General features: G+C 65.6%; 15 protein-coding genes. 10 read left to right on the top strand and 5 right to left on the bottom strand.

The features are described 5' to 3' along the window. Positions 1 to 142 precede the first annotated feature (142 nt). Positions 143 to 1,231, bottom strand: coding sequence for an aldose 1-epimerase (locus tag DVS29_RS22965; protein ID WP_240655747.1), 1,089 nt, complete (start codon positions 1,229 to 1,231; stop codon positions 143 to 145). 261 nt (positions 1,232 to 1,492) lie between these two features. On the opposite strand from DVS29_RS22965, the gene DVS29_RS22970 reads away from it, so the two are divergent. The 6 genes from DVS29_RS22970 (at position 1,493) to DVS29_RS22995 (ending at position 9,161) form a co-directional block, all read left to right on the top strand. Next, the gene (locus tag DVS29_RS22970) at positions 1,493 to 2,638 is read left to right on the top strand and encodes a LacI family DNA-binding transcriptional regulator (protein WP_118182812.1); all 1,146 of its coding nucleotides are present in this window, start codon (positions 1,493 to 1,495) and stop codon (positions 2,636 to 2,638) included. Positions 2,639 to 2,814: 176 nt separating this feature from the next. Further along, entirely contained in the window at positions 2,815 to 3,846 is a 1,032-nt protein-coding gene (locus tag DVS29_RS22975) for an ABC transporter substrate-binding protein (protein ID WP_118182813.1), read from the top strand. A gap of 56 nt (positions 3,847 to 3,902) precedes the next feature. Further along, the gene (locus DVS29_RS22980; protein WP_118182814.1) at positions 3,903 to 5,495 is read left to right on the top strand and encodes a sugar ABC transporter ATP-binding protein; all 1,593 of its coding nucleotides are present in this window, start codon (positions 3,903 to 3,905) and stop codon (positions 5,493 to 5,495) included. Between the two features lie 84 nt (positions 5,496 to 5,579). Further along, entirely contained in the window at positions 5,580 to 6,551 is a 972-nt protein-coding gene (locus DVS29_RS22985; RefSeq protein WP_118182815.1) for an ABC transporter permease, read from the top strand. Between the two features lie 7 nt (positions 6,552 to 6,558). Then, positions 6,559 to 7,638: an ABC transporter permease gene (locus DVS29_RS22990; protein WP_240655748.1), complete on the top strand. Its 1,080-nt coding sequence runs from the start codon at positions 6,559 to 6,561 to the stop codon at positions 7,636 to 7,638. A gap of 122 nt (positions 7,639 to 7,760) precedes the next feature. Further along, positions 7,761 to 9,161: an MFS transporter gene (locus DVS29_RS22995; RefSeq protein ID WP_118182816.1), complete on the top strand. Its 1,401-nt coding sequence runs from the start codon at positions 7,761 to 7,763 to the stop codon at positions 9,159 to 9,161. A 73-nt stretch (positions 9,162 to 9,234) separates the two neighbouring features. Here DVS29_RS22995 and DVS29_RS23000 read toward each other — a convergent pair whose 3' ends face one another. The 3 genes from DVS29_RS23000 to DVS29_RS23010 form a co-directional block, all read right to left on the bottom strand. Continuing rightward, positions 9,235 to 10,035, bottom strand: coding sequence for a MipA/OmpV family protein (locus DVS29_RS23000; RefSeq protein ID WP_420816156.1), 801 nt, complete (start codon positions 10,033 to 10,035; stop codon positions 9,235 to 9,237). Between the two features lie 290 nt (positions 10,036 to 10,325). Next, on the bottom strand, positions 10,326 to 12,428 hold the full coding sequence (katE, locus tag DVS29_RS23005) for a catalase HPII (RefSeq protein WP_118182817.1): 2,103 nt from the start codon (positions 12,426 to 12,428) through the stop codon (positions 10,326 to 10,328). A 115-nt stretch (positions 12,429 to 12,543) separates the two neighbouring features. Next, entirely contained in the window at positions 12,544 to 12,963 is a 420-nt protein-coding gene (locus DVS29_RS23010) for a secondary thiamine-phosphate synthase enzyme YjbQ (RefSeq protein ID WP_118182818.1), read from the bottom strand. Between the two features lie 250 nt (positions 12,964 to 13,213). Between DVS29_RS23010 and DVS29_RS23015 the strand changes: the two genes are divergently transcribed. The 4 genes from DVS29_RS23015 to DVS29_RS23030 all read left to right on the top strand — a co-directional run bounded on the left by DVS29_RS23015 (position 13,214) and on the right by DVS29_RS23030 (position 15,308). Beyond that, entirely contained in the window at positions 13,214 to 13,642 is a 429-nt protein-coding gene (locus DVS29_RS23015; RefSeq protein ID WP_118182819.1) for a hypothetical protein, read from the top strand. Positions 13,643 to 13,713: 71 nt separating this feature from the next. Continuing rightward, the gene (locus tag DVS29_RS23020) at positions 13,714 to 14,064 is read left to right on the top strand and encodes a hypothetical protein (RefSeq protein ID WP_124800688.1); all 351 of its coding nucleotides are present in this window, start codon (positions 13,714 to 13,716) and stop codon (positions 14,062 to 14,064) included. A gap of 371 nt (positions 14,065 to 14,435) precedes the next feature. Beyond that, complete coding sequence (locus DVS29_RS23025) at positions 14,436 to 14,702, top strand: hypothetical protein (protein WP_124800689.1); 267 nt, start codon at positions 14,436 to 14,438, stop codon at positions 14,700 to 14,702. A 192-nt stretch (positions 14,703 to 14,894) separates the two neighbouring features. Next, positions 14,895 to 15,308 carry a MarR family winged helix-turn-helix transcriptional regulator gene (locus DVS29_RS23030; protein WP_118182822.1) on the top strand — a complete coding sequence of 138 codons (414 nt, stop codon included), beginning with the start codon at positions 14,895 to 14,897 and terminating at the stop codon, positions 15,306 to 15,308. 6 nt (positions 15,309 to 15,314) lie between these two features. Here the strand turns inward: DVS29_RS23030 and tkt are convergent, their stop codons facing one another. Then, positions 15,315 to 17,384 (bottom strand): transketolase, encoded by a 2,070-nt coding sequence (gene tkt / locus DVS29_RS23035; protein ID WP_118182823.1) that lies wholly within the window; start codon positions 17,382 to 17,384, stop codon positions 15,315 to 15,317. Between the last annotated feature and the right edge of the window lie 96 nt (positions 17,385 to 17,480).

Here is a 17,480-nt window from a genome sequence, read left to right on the forward strand (position 1 = left end):
GTGAGTGCGGCTGAACACCAGAACCGGCGGCCACCGCGAGCCATCAGACCGCAACGCTTCACGCCGTTGCGGCACTGCAGAAATGACAACGCTTGCTAACTTTTTGTAGCGCTTTTTTCAGAACGGCAAAACGTCGCGCCCTTCAGTCGAACGATGGCCGCCACGCGAAGCCCGCTTCGACCGATTCGCCCGGCGCGAGCACACAGCCGCCCTTGTCCGCGACGGGCACGTCGAGATTCAGCCAGTCGGTAGTGTTGCTCACGGGCTCCGCGCAGAAGAATGGCTGGTCCGACGGCGAATACAGCACGAAGCAGTCGAGCGGCGCCTCGGCGACGAGCGTGAGGCTGCGATGCTCGTCCGGCCACACGATGCGCGCTTCGCGATTCCAGCCGGTGAAGTTGTTGTCGAGCGAAAACCCGTCGATCACCAGGCCCTGCTTCAGTGCGTCGACGGCCGGATGCGGGGCAAGCGCGACAGGCAACAGTGCATCGTCGGATGCCCACATCGCGCGTACGCCGGTTTCGATGCGCGTGCCAGCCGAACGCGGGTAGTACGGATGATGACCGAAGCCGCAAGGCATCGGCCGCGTGTCGAGATTGCACACGCTGAGATGGATCGACAGACCGTCCGCATCGAGCACGATCCGCTGGCGCGCCTCGTAGCGAAACGGCCAGCCGGGTTCGGATGCGGTGCCTGCCAGCGGCGAGGGTTCGTGACGGAACACCAGTTCCACCGTATTCGCGGTGCGCTTCGCGATCTGCCACGGGCGCTTCCACGCGTGGCCATGCAACGCGTGGCGCAGCATGCCCTCGCCCATCGGCAGCTGCCAGCTCACGCCTTCGAACGTGAAGCGTCCGTCACGGATGCGGTTGCAGTACGGGAAGAGCGGGAAGCTCGCGAGCTCCAGCGGATCGCCCGCAGCAAGCGCGGCGCGGCTCGTTGGGCGCAGCCAGTGGATCGGGCCGCGCGCCGTGTCGTCGTAGAACGCGACGAGCGAGCCGCCCAGCTCCGGCGCTACCACCGTGCGCCGCGCGTCATAACGAAGCACGACGAGCGCCGGATCCGCCAGCACCGCCGGATCGTATGCAGGCGCAACCGCCGCGCTGGATGAAGCAACCGCGCCGGTTCGCGGCGCGTCCGACGCGCGTGCCGCACGCGGCGCCTTGTGCTGCCGAGACTTCGGCGCTGCGCCGCCACGCGCGGGAAAAGCAGAAGTGTGCCGGCTACTCAAGACCAGGACTCCCGTGATCGTGGTGGACACAACCGCGCACGGCCGATCCGCGCGTTTCCCGCCAGCGTCCACCTGCCGCGAGGGTCGCACAAACCGATACGTCAGGTCAAATTATTACTAATAAAATCGCTCAAAAGCGCCTGAAAGCCGCCGCCGAAAGGCCATGAAATCTGGCGATGAATGCCAATTGCGGGTCGCGATTATTAGTGTTACCGTCATTTCGCCCCGCGCGCGCGGGGCCTCACGCTACCTGGCAAGCCAATGAAAAAATCCACCCAGCGTCGCCCGACCATGACCGACATCGCCAAGGCAACCGGCGTGTCGCAGTCCACGGTGTCTCTCGTCCTGAACGGCGCGGTCGGCGCGAAATTCTCCGAAGGCACGCGCAAGAAAGTGCTGAAGGCGGCCGAAGAACTCGGCTACCAGTTGCCTACCCGTGCCACCGTGCCGCTCGCGCCGGGCGAGCGCAACCTGATCGTGTATGTCGCGGACGAAATCTCGACCAGCCCGCATCCCGTCGTGAACGTCGACGGCGCGCGCGATGCCGCGTGGAACAACGGCTGTCTGCTCGCCGTGTACTCGACGCACGGCAACGCCGACATCGAGGCGCGCGTACTGCAGGAAACGCTGTCGAACCCGAACGTGCTCGGCGTCGTCTACGCGACCGTCTACACCCGCAAGGTCACGCTGCCGGCCGCGCTGCTGAAGGTGCCGGCGGTGCTGCTGAACTGCTATTCGGCGGAGCACGCGCTGTCGTCGGTGGTGCCCGCCGAAGTGGCGGGCGGCCACACCGCGACCGAATACCTGACGGCCGCGGGCCACCGCCGGATCGGCTTCATCAACGGCGAAACCTGGCAGGACGCCGCGAAAGACCGCCTGAAAGGCTACCGCCAGGCGCTCACTACCGCGGACCTGCTGTACGACGAGAACCTCGTGCGCGACGGCGACTGGAGTTCAGGCAAAGGCTTCGAACACACGCTGTCGCTGATGCGCGAACCGAATCCGCCCACCGCGATCTTCTGCGCGAACGACCTGACCGCGATCGGCGCAATCGAGGCGCTCAAGCAGCTCGGCCTGCGAGTGCCCGAGGACGTCTCGGTGATGGGCTACGACGACCAGGAAATCGCGCGGCACACGCACCCGCCGCTCACCACCGTCGTGCTGCCGAACTACGAACTGGGCCGCTGGGCCGTCGAAACCCTGCTGCAGGAGGAAGAGAACCGCAGCGCCGGCGCGCCGTTCAAGCGCCGCACGATCAAGCTGGACGGTCCGCTGATCGAGCGCGGCTCGGTCGGCGTGCCGCCCTCGCCCGATGCGCGTGCGTCCGGCGGAGACGGCGGTGGCAGCGGCAGGTCATCGGGCCAGCCCGGCACGGGGGATACCCTAAGTAATATTCTTAATGATTGACTGATAATATTAACGATGAAGGGTCGGGCAGGACCGGCCGGACGAGGATCCGGCCGGACATCGGCGAGGTTCGTCCGCCGCCGTCGTGAAGCTGTAATGGGACGGGCAACGCTGTCAATAACAACGAAGTCACAAAGTCGTTAGCACCTGTTGGGTCAACAACAACGGAGACACGCATGTCATCAGTCAAACTGCAGCACAAGCTCGTCACGCTCGCGCTCTGTGTCGCGGGCGCATGGTCGTTCGGCGCTTCCGCGCAGGACAACAGCGCGCAGAAAGTGCAGAACGCATCCAGCGAAACCTGTACGAACCCGAAGCCCAGCAATCAGTCGCTGAAAGGTCTCGTGGTCGGCTTCTCGCAGTCGGAGAACGAACAGAACCCGTTCCGCGCGACGGAAACCGCATCGGTGCGCGCCGCCGCGAAGGCCGCGGGCGTCAAGCGTCTGCTCTATACGAACGCGAACGACAACCAGGCGAAACAGGTTGCCGATATCGAGAGCATGATCAATCAGGGAGCCCAGGCGCTGATCGTCGCGCCTAACGATTCGACCGGCCTGCAGCCGGCGTTTGCCCAGGCGAAAGCCAAAGGTATTCCAGTCGTGACGATCGACCGCCAGACGGCCGGCAACTTCTGCGAGGACTACATCACGTTCCTCGGCTCGGACTTCTACGAGCAGGGCAAGCGCGCCGCACAGGCGCTCGCCGACGCGACGGGCGGCAAGGCGGTGATCGCCGAGATCCAGGGCGGCTACGGTAACACGGTGGAAAGCCAGCGTACCGACGGCTTCGCCGAAGTGCTGAAGAAGTACCCGGACATGAAGCTCGCCGCTGCGCAAACGGCGAACTGGTCGACGACCGAAGCGCAGAAAGTCATGGAACAGATCCTGCTGTCACACCCCGACGTCAACGCCGTGTACACGCACGCCGACGTGATGACGCTCGGCGCGATCACCGCGCTGCGCCAGGCCGGCAAGCTGAAGGGCGTGACGATCGTGTCGATCGACGGCACGAAGGACGTGGTGCGCGACATCACCGACGGCGTCGTGGTCGCGGACGTGGAAACCAATCCGCGTTTCGGCCCGCTCGCCTTCCAGTCGCTCGCCGACTGGTTCGCCGGCAAGCCGGTCGCGCAGAAGCAGATCATGAAGGACGCGCTGTACGACAAGACCAACGCGAAGAAGTCGCTCGACGCAGGCGCGGTGTACTGACGCTTTCGTCACCGCTTGTCTCAACGCTTGTTTAAAGACTAGCAGGCTGATGACGCATGAACGATCCGCAGCAGGCAGTCCCCCACCCGGCCGGTCGCGCTGACCGCAACCACGCCGGCTCGCCCGGCCAGGTGGTGCTCGAAACCCGCAACGCGTCGAAGACCTTCGGGGTCGTCCGCGCGCTGCGGGACGTCTCCCTCACGTTGCGCGCGGGCGAGGTGCATGGCCTCGTCGGCGAGAACGGCGCGGGCAAGTCCACCCTTATCAAGATCCTGACGGGCTTCTACCAGCCCGATGAAGGCGGCGTTGTGCTGGACGGCAACGCGGTCGCGTTCGATTCGCCGCGCACCGCGCAGCTGAATGGCGTGTGCGCCGTGTATCAGGAGATCAACCTGATTCCGGAGCGCAGCGTCGCCGAGAACATCTTCATCGGTCACGAGCCGAAACGTTTCGGCATACTGATCGACCGGCGCCGCATGAACGACATGGCGCACGACATCGTGCGGCGCTACGGCCTCACCGTCGATCCGGTCGCGAAGCTGAGTTCGCTCGGGCTCGGCGAGCAGCAGATGGTGTCGATCGCACGCGGCGTATCGCTCGGCGCCCGCGTGCTGATTCTCGACGAACCGACCTCCGCCCTCTCCGGCGCGGAAGTCGAAGTGCTGTTCCAGGTGGTGGACCGGCTGCGCGCCGACGGCATCGCGCTGCTGTTCGTGAGCCACCGGCTGTCCGAATGCTACCGGCTGTGCGACCGCTTCACGGTGATGCGCGATGGCGCAGTCGTGAAGACCGGCACGCCCGCCGAACTGCCGCGCAATGCGCTGATCGCCGCGATGCTCGGACGCGAAGGCAAGGGTCTCGGCGGTCATGGCGGCCAGCGCGATACGCGCGGCGCGGCCGATGCGCAACCGGCGCTGCAGGTCGACAAACTCCGCTGGCGCACGCGCGTGCGCGATGTGTCGATGCGGGTCGCGCCGAAGGAAATCGTCGGTCTCGCGGGGCTGCTCGGCTCGGGCCGCACCGAGACCTTCAAGACCGTATTCGGCGCGCAGAAGGCCGACGCCGGCGACGTGCACGTGCAAGGCAATCTGCTCGGCCACACCGCGCCGGCGCGTTCGATCGATCGCGGCGTCGCGTTCCTGTCCGAAGACCGGCGCTCGGAAGGCATCTTTCCGCGGCTGTCGGTGCGCGACAACATCGTCGCGTCGGTGCTGCCGCGCATCTCGCGCTTCGGCTTCATTTCGCACCGCAAGCAGGAAGCGCTGGTAAAGCGCTACATCGAGGAACTCGGTATCAAGACCGCCGGACCGGGCGCGCTGATCTCGACGCTCTCCGGCGGCAACCAGCAGAAGGCGCTGATCGCGCGCTGCCTGTCGACGCACCCGACCGTGCTGCTGCTCGACGATCCCACACGCGGCATCGACGTCGGCGCGAAAGAGGAAGTGCATCGCGTCGTGCAGGAACTCGCGGACGAAGGACTCGCGGTGGTCGTCACGTCGTCGGAGATGGAAGAGCTGCTCGAGCTGACGGACCGGCTCGTGGTGCTCAACGAAGGCGTAAGCACCGGCGAGATCGCGACCAAAGGCGCGAGCCCGGACGACGTGCTCGCGATCCTTGCGAGCAGCACGCCGTCGGCATCGTCGCAGTAGAACGCGCAAGCAGCGAGCGCGAACAGCGAACCCGCACGGCAGCCGCATGGAGGCTGCCGGCCATCCAGAACCAACGAGGACAGCTTGAGTCTTTCGAACTCCCCGGCTCAAGGAGCGCGCGCCCAGCCCGGCCACGCGCTCCTCGTGTGGGCCCGCGAAAACAGCGTGTACGTGGCGCTCGCGGTGCTCGTGCTGATCAATCTGGCCGTCACGCCAGGCTTTTCGAATCCTCTCGCGGCGCGCAGCCTGCTGTTCGAAGCCGCGCCCGTGGTGATGATCGCGCTCGGCCAGAACCTCGCGATCGCGACGCGCGGCATCGACCTCTCCGTCGGCTCGGTGATGGCGCTCTCGAGCGCGACCATCGCGGTGTGTCTCGACTACGGCGCCGGCACCGCGATCTTCGCGGGCATCGCGATCGGCCTGATCGCCGGCATCTTCAACGGTGCGCTGGTGTCGATCGTGCGCATCGATCCGCTGATCTCCGGTCTCGCGCTGCTGGTCGCGGCGCGCGGCCTCGCGCAGGCGCTCGTCGGCGGTTCGCGGGTGAACCTGCCGCCGTCGGACGCGTTCGACCTGCTCGGCACCGGCGCGCTCGGCCCGCTGCCGGTGGTGATGCTGATCGGCATCGTGCTGGCTGTCGTGATCTCGCTCGTGGTCAGGCGCACCACCTTCGGCCGCTATACGATCCTGATCGGCGCGAGCCGCGGCGCGGCGTTTCTCGCGGGCATTCCGGTGCGCCGCACGCTGTTCATGGTGTACGCGGCAAGCGGCATGCTGGCGGGTTTCGCGGGCGTGATCGCGACGGCGCGTCTCGGCGCGTCGGACCCGAACTATGTGGGCGTGAACTTCGAGCTCGACGCGATCGCGGCGTCGGTGATCGGCGGCACGCCGCTGTCGGGCGGGCGGATCTCGATCGTCGGCACCGTGTTCGGCGTGCTGCTGTTGCAGGTGCTCGACGCCAGCTTCATCATGAACAACATCAGCTATACGTACGCGCAGATCCTGAAGGCCGTGTTCATCGTCGTCGCGCTCTACCTGCAGCGGCAGGGAGGCTGAGCCGCAGATGAACATGCACATCGACACGGGCACCAACATGAGCAGCCACGGCGACAGCGGCCACGATCCGTCACACGCATCGCACGACGCCACCGCCGCGGCGGTAGTAACCGCCGGCGCGGCGCCGCTGCGCGAGCACAAGGAACGCCGCAACCAGATCGTGCGGCTGATCCAGGCGCGCGGCGCGATCGGCATCCTGATCCTCGTGTGCGCGATCGCCGGCGCGATCTTTCCTGATTTCCTGCATTTCGCCAACTTGGCGGATATTGTCTCCGCAGGTTCTTTCCTCGGCCTGATCGTGATCGGCCAGAGCCTCGTGATCATCCTCGGCGGCTTCGATCTGTCGGTCGGCTCGCTGGTCGGGCTCGGCACCGTGATCGCGGCGTACGCGGCGCCGTATGGCTGGGGCGCGGCGATGCTCGCGCCGATCGTCGTCGGCCTGCTGGTCGGACTGGTGAACGGTGTGCTGATCGCGCGGGCGCGGATGGCGCCGTTCATCGTGACGCTCGCGGCGCTGCTCGGGCTGAAGGGCCTTGCGCTGGTGCTCGCGAGTCAGGATCTGCTGATCGCGAACCCGGGCTTTTTCACGCACATCGCGAACGGGTCGCTGTTCGGCATCAGCAGCCTGATCTGGATCCTGCTCGTCGCGTACGCGATCGGCGCGCTCGTGCTCAACTGCACGCCGTACGGCGCGGCGGTGTTCGCGATCGGCGGCAACGAGGAGGCCGCGCGCATGCTCGGCGTGCGGGTGGAGCGCGTGAAGATCGTCACCTATGGCGTGAGCGGCGCACTGGCCGGGCTCGCGGGCGCCCTGCTCGCGTCGCATCTCGATTCGGGTCTGTCGGGCGCGGGCACCGGCTACGAACTGCAGTCGATCGCCGCGGCGGTGATCGGCGGCGTGCTGCTGACGGGCGGCGTCGGCACGATGGCGGGACCGCTCGCGGGCGCGATCCTGCTCGGCGTGATCGAAAACGTGATCAACCAGGTCGGCACGCTGAGCCCGTATTACCAGAACCTTGCGAGCGGCGCGTTCCTGCTCGTCGCGGTGGTAGTGCAGACGCTGCTCACGAGTTCGCGCAAGCAGTAGCGGCCATCGGTATTGTTCCTCATTGCTGGGCGGGTTAAGCGCATGCGACATTGCGGGTGGACCGGCCGCGTCAAGACCGCACGGCCGTTTCGCCCAACAATACCTCAAAGCAAGAGGCGCCCATGTCTACCCAGAAGGCTGCCGAGATAGCCGCCCGTTTCGACCGCCTGCCCCCGTCGCGCACGATCTGGACGATGGTGATCCTGATCTCGCTTGGCGGCGTGTTCGAGTTCTACGACCTGTTCTTCACCGGCTATGTCGCGCCCGGCATGGTCGAATCCGGACTCTTCAAGCCTGAATCGCTCGGCATCTTCGCCGCGCTGCAACCGCTCGCGGTGGCCGGTTTCGGCACCTTCGTGTTCGCAACCTTCGCCGGCCTGTGGCTCGGCACGCTCGTGTTCGGCTTCGTCGCCGACCGCTTCGGGCGACGCATGGTGTTCACGTGGTCGCTGATCTGGTACATGATCTGCACGGTGATCATGGCGTTCCAGACCTCCGGCTTCGCGATCGACATCTGGCGTCTCGTCGCCGGCATCGGCATTGGCGTCGAGCTCGTCACCATCGACACCTACATCTCCGAACTGATCCCGAGCAGCGAACGCGGCCGCGCTTACGCGGTGAACCAGTTCATCACGTTCTCCGTGGTGCCGGTGATCGCGTTCCTCGCGTACGCGCTGAAGGGCAGCCATCCGTTCGGCCTCGAGTACTGGCGCGTGGTGATCCTGATCGGCTCGCTCGGCGCGGTGATCGTGTGGGTGCTCCGCCGCAATATTCCCGAAAGCCCGCGCTGGCTGGCGCGCCATGGCCGCATCGCGGAAGCGGAAGCGATCGTCAACGACATCGAGCGGCGCGTCGCGATCGAGAAAGGCGTGATGCATCTGCCGAAGCCGGAAGCGGTGGTCGCTGAACAGGAAGGCACCGGCCGCTACGGCGAGATCTTCAGCCCGCGCTACCGCGGCCGCACGCTGCTGCTGTCGATCTTCAACATGGCGCAGGTGATCGGCTTCTACGGCTTCGCCGCATGGGTGCCGACGCTCTTGATCCATCGCGGCATCCACACCACCGCGAGCCTGGGCTATGCGTTCGTGATCGCCATCGCGAATCCGTTCGGGCCGCTGCTCGGCGTGTGGTTCGCGGACAAGGTGGAGCGCAAGACGCAGATCGTCGGCGGGCTGCTGATCATGGGCATCGTGATCGCGATCTTCGCGCAGGTGTCGGAGCCGTGGATGCTGATCGTGCTCGGCGTGCTGTTTACGCTCGCGTCGAACGTGATGTCGTACGCGTACCACGGCTATCAGGCCGAACTGTTCCCCACCCGCGTGCGCGCCCGGGCAGTCGGTTTCGTGTATTCGTGGAGCCGCATCTCGGCGGCGTTCGCGGGGCTCGCGATCGGCATCCTGCTGCATGGCTACGGCGTGCCGGGTGTGGCCGCGTTCATCGGCGTATCGATGCTGATCGGTATCGCGATGATCCTGCTCGGACCGGCGACGCGCGGCCGTACGCTGGAGTCGATCAGCCACTGAGCGGTTTTTTCCGTCAGTTTCACCGATGCGAGCGCACGAACAGGTGCGCTCGCCTCTTTCCCGCAAGCTCCCGCTAGAACTGATACGCGAACGACAGGTCGACCACCGCGTTGGTCGCCTTCTGCACGATCGGGCTGTGCTGCGCACTGCCCACCAGCTGCTCCACCGCGCCATCGGCCGTGACGAACCAGTGCTTCTGGAAGAACCAGACCATGCTCACGCCGAATCCCACCGACTTCAGTCCCGCGCTCGCGCCGTACTGCGGGTAGCCCGATTGCATCGACTGGTTCTGGTTCACGCCGAACCAGCTGTTCATGTATTTCGAATCCGCGAACGTGAGCGTCGGTCCCGCGAACCAGAAGAACTGCTTGTTGCTGCCCGGCAGCGGCATGTACGCGCCAAGGTCGCCGATCCAGCCGTTCGAGCCGCCGATGTTGCGCCGGACGTCGCCGCGCAGCACCAGCGGAAACTGGTCGGACACGACGTACTCGCCGAACAGCTTCACCTCCGGCGCCGGGTTGATGTTGCCGAGGCCGTTCAGATGCTCGGGATCGTCGTGGCCGCGCCGCCCGAGGTCGTACGTGCCGGCGATGCCGACGCGCCAGTTGCGTCCCTGCGCGACGTTCACGCCGACGCCCTCGCCGGTGGAGAGAAAGAACAGGTCCTTGTAGCGGATGTCGACGGTCGGTCCCAATAGCGGCCGGTAGCGCTCGGAACCGTCATAGCGCGGCGCCAGCGTTGCCCCCATACCCAGTCGAATTTGCCAGTCCGGCACATTCGGCTGGTACATTTTTTCCAGCGGGATGCCGACGGAATACTGCCACTCCGCGAGCGGCGAAGGCGTCTGCGCGTGCGCGCCGGAAGCCGCCAGCATCGAGAGCGCGAACGCCGCCGCCGAAGCGGCGGGCTTCGCGCGCGCCGGCGGCATGGGCGCGGAAAGCGTGCAGCGCGCACGCGGGAAAGCTGGATTGCGCAGCCGTTCGTTCGCTGTCGTCATGTCGTGAGTACCCGAGGTGCAGATCGCACATCGTGTAGCAACCACTGTTCCAGACGAACGGTTGTTCGCGGCACACACGCGCATCGGCGGGGATTCGCGCGATGCGCACGCAGCGCCGCGTAGCGCGCACGCGACGGCCCTTGCGGCCGCATCCATCGCGCGCCGGTTCAAGCCGGCACCGTTTCGGCCTGCGCCTGACGCGACCACACGCGATGCTGGCCGGCGGCATCGACGAACGACTTCAGCACCTGTTTCAGTGCGCCATCGTCGCCGGTGGCCACACCGTCCGCATTGCCCGGCAGATGCGCAGCGTTGAGCACGTCGCGGCCGCTGCCGAGCGCGCCGATCGCCTTCAGATGACGGAACGCCTCAAGCACGAAATGGCGCGCATCGCCGGATTGCGCGAGCGCGTCCGTCGCCGGTTTGCCGCTCACGATGAACACCGCATCGAACATCACCGACGGCATGCCCGCGATCGTCGCATCGGGCGTCACGTCGCCGATCGCCGCGAGCGATGGCGCGATCACGAGCGCGTGCGCGCCTTCGGCCGCGAGCGCATCGCGTAACTGCCTTAGCACCGCGACGTCCGCGCCCGGCGCCGCGAGCAGCGCGACCTTGCGCGTCCTGATGCCGGGCTTCACGCGGTTCAGCAGACTCAGCGCCGGCGACGCATCCGGCGACGGCTTGCCCGGCTTGCTGCCTGGCTTGGGTGCGGGCAGCCCGAGCGCGGTGGCCACCTTGCCCGCGAGATCGAGATCGATGTTCGCGAGGATCTGGTTCACGACGCGTTCGCGGATCTCCGGCTTCGTCACCTTGCCGAGTTCGAACGAATACGCCGCGAGAATGTGATCCTTCTCCGGCTGCGACATGCTGTTGTAGAACATCGTGGCCTGCGAGAAATGATCGGCGAACGAGTCGCTGCGCACGCGGATCTTCGTGCCTTCCACGCGCTCCTGATAGCTCTCGAAACCGCCCTGTTCGACCGGCGTTTCCTTCGGCCAGCCGCCGCTCACCGTGTTCGGTTCATACGATGCCTGGCCGAGGTTGATGGTCTGCCGATGCATCGCGTCGCGCTGGTTGTTGTGGAACGGGCAGACCGGCCGGTTGATCGGGATCTCGTGGAAATTCGGGCCGCCGAGCCGGCTGATCTGCGTATCCGTGTACGAGAAGAGCCGCCCCTGCAGCAGCGGATCGTTCGAGAAGTCGATGCCCGGCACGATATGGCCCGGATGAAACGCGACCTGTTCCGTCTCCGCGAAGAAGTTGTCGGGATTGCGGTTGAGCGTCATCTTGCCGATGATCTTCACCGGCACGAGCTCTTCGGGAATCAGCTTGGTTGCATCGAGCAGATCGAAGCTGAAGGTGTGCTCGTCCTTTTCCTCGACGATCTGCACGCCGAGTTCGAACTCGGGATAGTCGCCGCGCTCGATCGCTTCCCACAGGTCGCGGCGATGATAATCGGGGTCCTTGCCCGCAATTTTCTGCGCTTCGTCCCACATCAGCGAATACGAGCCGAGCACCGGGCGCCAGTGAAACTTCACGAAGCACCCTTCGCCCTTCGCATTGATGAAGCGGAACGTGTGCACGCCGAAGCCTTCCATCGTGCGCAGGCTCTTCGGAATCGCACGGTCCGACATCGCCCAGATCACCGTATGCGCGCTTTCGGGCACGAGCGACACGAAGTCCCAGAAGGTATCGTGCGCGGTGCCGCCGGTCGGCATTTCATTCGGCGCTTCCGGTTTCACCGCATGCACGAAGTCTGGAAACTTGATCGCGTCCTGAATGAAGAACACCGGCACGTTATTGCCGACCAGGTCGAAGTTGCCTTCGTCCGTGTAGAACTTCGTCGCGAAGCCGCGCACGTCGCGCACCGTATCCGACGAGCCGCGCGGACCCTGCACCGTCGAAAAGCGCACATACACCGGCGTCAGACGCGATGGATCGTTGAGAAAGCCCGCGCGCGTGATGTCCGCCTGCGATTCATACACCTGAAACACGCCGTGCGCGGCAGAACCACGCGCATGCACGATGCGCTCGGGAATGCGCTCGTGATCGAAGTGCGTGATCTTCTCGCGCATGATGAAGTCTTCGAGCAGCGAAGGACCTCGCGGGCCTGCGCGCAACGTGTTCTGGTTGTCGGCGATCTTCACGCCCTGATTGGTGCGCAGCGCTTCGCCGTCGGGACGCGCGCGAAACGTCTCGAGGCTCTCCGATTTTGCGTCTGTGCTTTGCGTGTTCTGGGTGCTGCGCTGCTTCGACTGACTGGCCATTTGCCGGACTCCTTGCGTTGGACGGTACGCCGGGCGAAGGCTCGGCGCGTGCGTCAACGGGCAGCAAGCGATGTTCCTTTGAGCGATTCCTTTGACGAGATCCTGTGTTGCGGTATCAGTCGCCGATCACGTGCAACACGATGTCGCGCCGATGCGCACGGCGCCGGTGCTCGAATACGTAGATGCCTTGCCACGTGCCGAGCGTCGGCCTGCCGTGTTCGACAGGCACGACGAGGTGCACCTGCGTGAGCGCGGTACGCAGATGCGCGGGCATATCGTCGTCGCCTTCGTCGTCATGCTCGTAGCGCGTGGGGTCTTCGGGCGCGATCGTCGCGAAGTACGCTTCGAGATCGCGGCGTACCGAAGGATCCGCATTCTCCTGTATCAGTAACGACGCAGACGTATGACGGCAGAACACGGTCAGCACGCCTGTCTGGATGCGCTGCTCCGCGAGCCATGCGTTGATCTGCCGCGTGATGTCGTAAAGGCCCTGGCCGCGCGTGTCGACGTCGAGATGCCCGATTGCCTGCTTCATTGCGTTGTCCTTCCTGTGTCGTTTCCCTGGTTCGTTCGCCCGCGATTGTGCAGCAGATCGATGTACGCGACACGTGTTTTCGCGTCATCGGGTTGCCGTCGGAACTGGCGCGCAACACGTGTTCCCGCATCGCCATCTACTGCATGCACCGCGCGGCGCATGCAGCGAGGCACACCGCTTGCGCGACCGTGTATGAGGCGATCCGCAGTCATCGCTGACGAATTCAACTGCATTGAAGGAGGACAGCACCATGAATACGGTAACCAGAAATCTGCTCGCTTCCGCAATCGTGATGGCGCTCTCGGGCGGCGCATTTGCCGCGGGCATGGGCGGTAGCGGTGGTGGTAGCGGCGCGGGAAGCGCAGGAAGCGCGGGCAGCACCGGTGTGGGTGCGGGCGGCAGTACGACTGGCGGCGCGGCGGGCGTGACCACGCCGGGCACGAACATGAACGCAACACCCGGCGCCAGCATGAGCACAACCCCAGGCGGTACGACCGGCTCCGATAGCGGCTACGGTTCGCCGGGCGTGACGGGCACAGGCGCGGGCACTCGAACCGGCGCGGGCACCGCACCGGACGCGACGGGCGGCACCGCTGGCAGTACTGGCAGCAGCGGAAACAACAACATGCCGAACATGATGCAGACCATGCCGGGTTCGAGCGGTGAGAATGGACAATGAGTGACCATACGTGGCCAATGACACACTGAACTCATTAGTCATCCCGATCGTTCATTCGATCACTAATCACCATGAGCTCAATCCCACCGGAAACGTCGCTCGACGCGGCATCGAATCCACCACCCGATCTCGCCACGATCATGGCGACTCTCGCGAGCCGGCTCGATCTGGACGTGACCCAACTCGTGCTGAGCGAGGACCAGGGCCGCGTAATCGTCACCGGCACGTTGCCGCTGCGCAGGATGGTGCATCAGGTGCAGACGCTGATCGAAACGCAGCCGGACGTGCGCGCGGCAGAGATGCGCGTCGACGTGGTCACGCAGGACTTCGCGGAAGCGGAACGCCGCCAGCAGGCGGATCGTCGCGATGCGTCGGAAGTCGTGAAGGACGAACGCGACCGGCAGACCGGTCACGAAATCTAGCGATGCGGCTTTTTGGGGCGAGCAAACCGGCAGGCGCTCGACGCACCACATTAAAGCGTCACGCACTTTCATGCAGCATTTAATGCACACAAATGCAGCACATGACCACCAATGAGGTGCGTTCGGGTTGCAAAAAAACCGGTTCCAGCACGATAATTCCTCGCCTGGTATATTCCGTGCTTCATCCTGACGCCCCGGCAACGGCGCTGGGGGCTTGCGATGTCGGCAGAAAGGATCGGCCCCAAGCCGCTCTGGAGTTGACACAGCACCACCGGACAACGGCGTCCCTGGCCGCGCGCATCGCGCGGCGGGATGCCGTTTTTTATTGGTCGGAGCGACGACGCTGCGACGCAAGACCCAGGATGCCGATCGTGACCAAGCGTCGCCCCGCTGTATTCGCACGTCTCAGCGATCTGTTCGCGCCGCAACGCGCCGAGCAGATCCTGTTGCCGCCCGCCGCCGACAGCGCCGACGGCGCGTCCGGTGCCGGCAAACGCGATACCGCGGCGCTTCGTCCCGCCCGTCTGCGCGACCGCCGCGGCTCGCGTCCGGCACGGCGCGACGGCCGTCGCGTGCGGGGCAGCGCGCCTCGTCCAGCCGCACGCTGCGCGGCATCGCGCGGGAACCCGGCCGCCTGAGCGACGCCCGGCGGCTCGCTCATCTGATCTTCACGCTGACCATCATCCAGCGGCGGCCACTTCGGCTGGCCGCGAGCAAACATCCTCCCGCCCGCATCTGCGTTGCCCTTTCGCGCGGCAAACACACAAAACCCGGCCCCGACGGCTCAACTTCTGATAAGTTTTGCCTTTTGCCCGCACGGCCGACCGTCGATGAAATCACCCAGCCGCGAACTCGCGAAGACAGACTTCGAGCAACTGTCGGAATTCCGCTACCAGATGCGCCGCTTCGAGCGCTTTTCCGAGCAGGCCGCACAAGGCGAAGGCATCACGCCGCTGCAATACCTGTTGCTGTTGCACGTGAAGGGCTATCCGGGTCGCGAGTGGGCAACCATCGGCGAACTCGCCGAACGGCTGCAGGCGCAACATCACGGCGTGGTGGCGCTCGTATCGCGCTGCGAAGCGCTCGACCTGGTCAAGCGCAAGGTGAGCGAGACCGATCGCCGGCAGGTGGAAGTGCATCTGCTGAAGGCCGGCGATCGCGTGCTGGCGCGGCTCGCCAAACTGCACCGCGCCGAGCTGCGCTCGCTCAAGGGCACCTTCAGCGTGCCGCAGATCGATCTCTGAACCCGCTCAGCCGTTCTTCGCGACCCGCGCGAGCTGCGCCTTCGCGGCGTCGTAGATCTTGTCCGGCGTGAAGCCGAACTTCTCCTTCAGCTCCTTGAACGGCGCGGACGCGCCGAACGTGCGCATCACGATCTTTGCGCCGAGCGGTCCCGCGTAACGGTCCCAGCCGATCTCCGCGGCCTGCTCGACCGCGACGCGCGCCTCGACGTCGGGCGGCAGCACGTCGTTGCGATAGCGCTCGTCCTGCCGCTCGAACAGGTCCCACGACGGCATCGACACGACCCGCGCGCGCACGCCCTCGCCCTTCAGCTTCTCGTACGTCTCGATGCACGCGCCGAGCTCGCTGCCGGTCGCCATCAGGATCACCTGCGGCTTGCCGCCGTCCGCGTCGGCCACGACATACGCGCCGCGATGCACGCCTTCCGCCGACGCATAGCGCTTGCGGTCGAGCGTGGGCAGCGGCTGGCGCGACAGGACGATGCACGCTGGCCGATGCGGATGCGACAGCGCGACGCGCCATGCTTCGGTCACTTCGTTCGCATCGCCGGGACGCAGCACGGTCAACCCCGGCACGCCGCGCAGCGACGCAAGCTGCTCGATCGGCTGGTGCGTCGGTCCGTCTTCGCCGAGACCGATCGAGTCGTGCGTGAACACAAAGACCACCGGCACCTCCATGATGGCCGAGAGCCGGATCGGCGGCTTCATGTAATCGCTGAAGATCAGGAAGGTCGACGCGAACGGCCGCAGGTTCGACAGTGCGAGCCCGTTCGCGACCGCGCCCATACCGTGCTCGCGAATGCCGAAGTGCATGTTGCGGCCGCCATAGCTGTCGTGTTCGAAGCTGCCCGCGCCGTCGAACTTGAGCGCGGTCTTGGTGGATGGCGCGAGGTCCGCCGCGCCGCCGAGCAGCCATGGAATGCGCTGCGCGAGCACGTTCAGCACCTTGCCCGACGATTCGCGCGTGGCCAGCCCTTTCGCGTCCGCATCGAACACGGGCAGATTCTTGTCCCAGCTTTCAGGGAGGGTATGCGCGTCCATCTGCGCGAGCTCGCGCGCGGCATCCGGATAGCGCGAACGGAAGTCGTCGAATTTTTTCTGCCAGGTTTCGCGCGCCGCCTTGCCGCGTGCGCCGATACCCGCCGCGAAGCGCTCGCGCACGCCGTCGGGCACATAAAAGAATTTGTCCTCCGGCCAGCCGTATGCGCGCTTCGCGAGCTTCACTTCTTCTTCGCCGAGCGGCTCGCCGTGCGCGGCCGCGGTGTCCTGCTTGTTCGGCGCGCCCCAGCCGATGATGCTCTTCACGACGATCAGCGTGGGCCGGTCGCTCTGCTTCGCTTCGTTGAACGCGGCTTCGAGCGCGGCGGGATCGTTCACGTCGTCGACGTGCAGCGTGTGCCAGCCGTAGCCGTGAAAGCGCGCTTCGGGATCGTCGCTGTACGCCAGGTCCGTGTGGCCCTCGATCGTCACGCGGTTGCTGTCGTAGATCCAGATCAGGTTCGACAGCTGCAGATGCCCGGCGAGCGATGCGGCTTCATGCGACACGCCTTCCATCATGTCGCCGTCGCCGCAGAGCGCGTACACGCGATAGTCAAACACCTGCGCGTCGGGCTGGTTGAAACGCGACTCGTACCAGCGCGCGGCCATCGCCATGCCGACGCTGTTGCCGAGCCCCTGGCCGAGCGGACCGGTCGTGGTTTCGACGCCGGTCGTCATCCGGTATTCCGGGTGGCCCGGCGTGTTGCTGTCGAGCTGACGGAACTGCTTGATGTCGTCGATCGACACCGCGGGGCCGCCGGTCGGTTTGCCATGTTCGTCGACGGCCTTCACGCTGGCGAGATGCAGCATCGAGTAAAGCAGCATCGACGCATGTCCGACCGACAGCACGAAGCGGTCGCGGTTCGGCCACAGCGGCTCGTCGGGATCGTAGCGAAGATGGTTCTGCCACAGGTGATACGCGACCGGCGCGAGCGCCATCGGCGTACCGGGGTGGCCGGAGTTGGCCTTCTGCACGGCATCCATCGACAACGTGCGGATGGTGTTGATGCATAGCTGGTCGAGGGCGGGATCGTTCTGCATGAATGGACTCCTGTTCGACGGTTGGCGTGGACGCACGCGCACAGTGGACGGATCCGGCGCACAGGTTCGCCGCTCCTTCAGTTCCATCACATTCTG

Origin of the sequence: Paraburkholderia phosphatilytica, from assembly GCF_003443895.1 — a bacterium.
GTDB lineage: Bacteria > Pseudomonadota > Gammaproteobacteria > Burkholderiales > Burkholderiaceae > Paraburkholderia > Paraburkholderia phosphatilytica.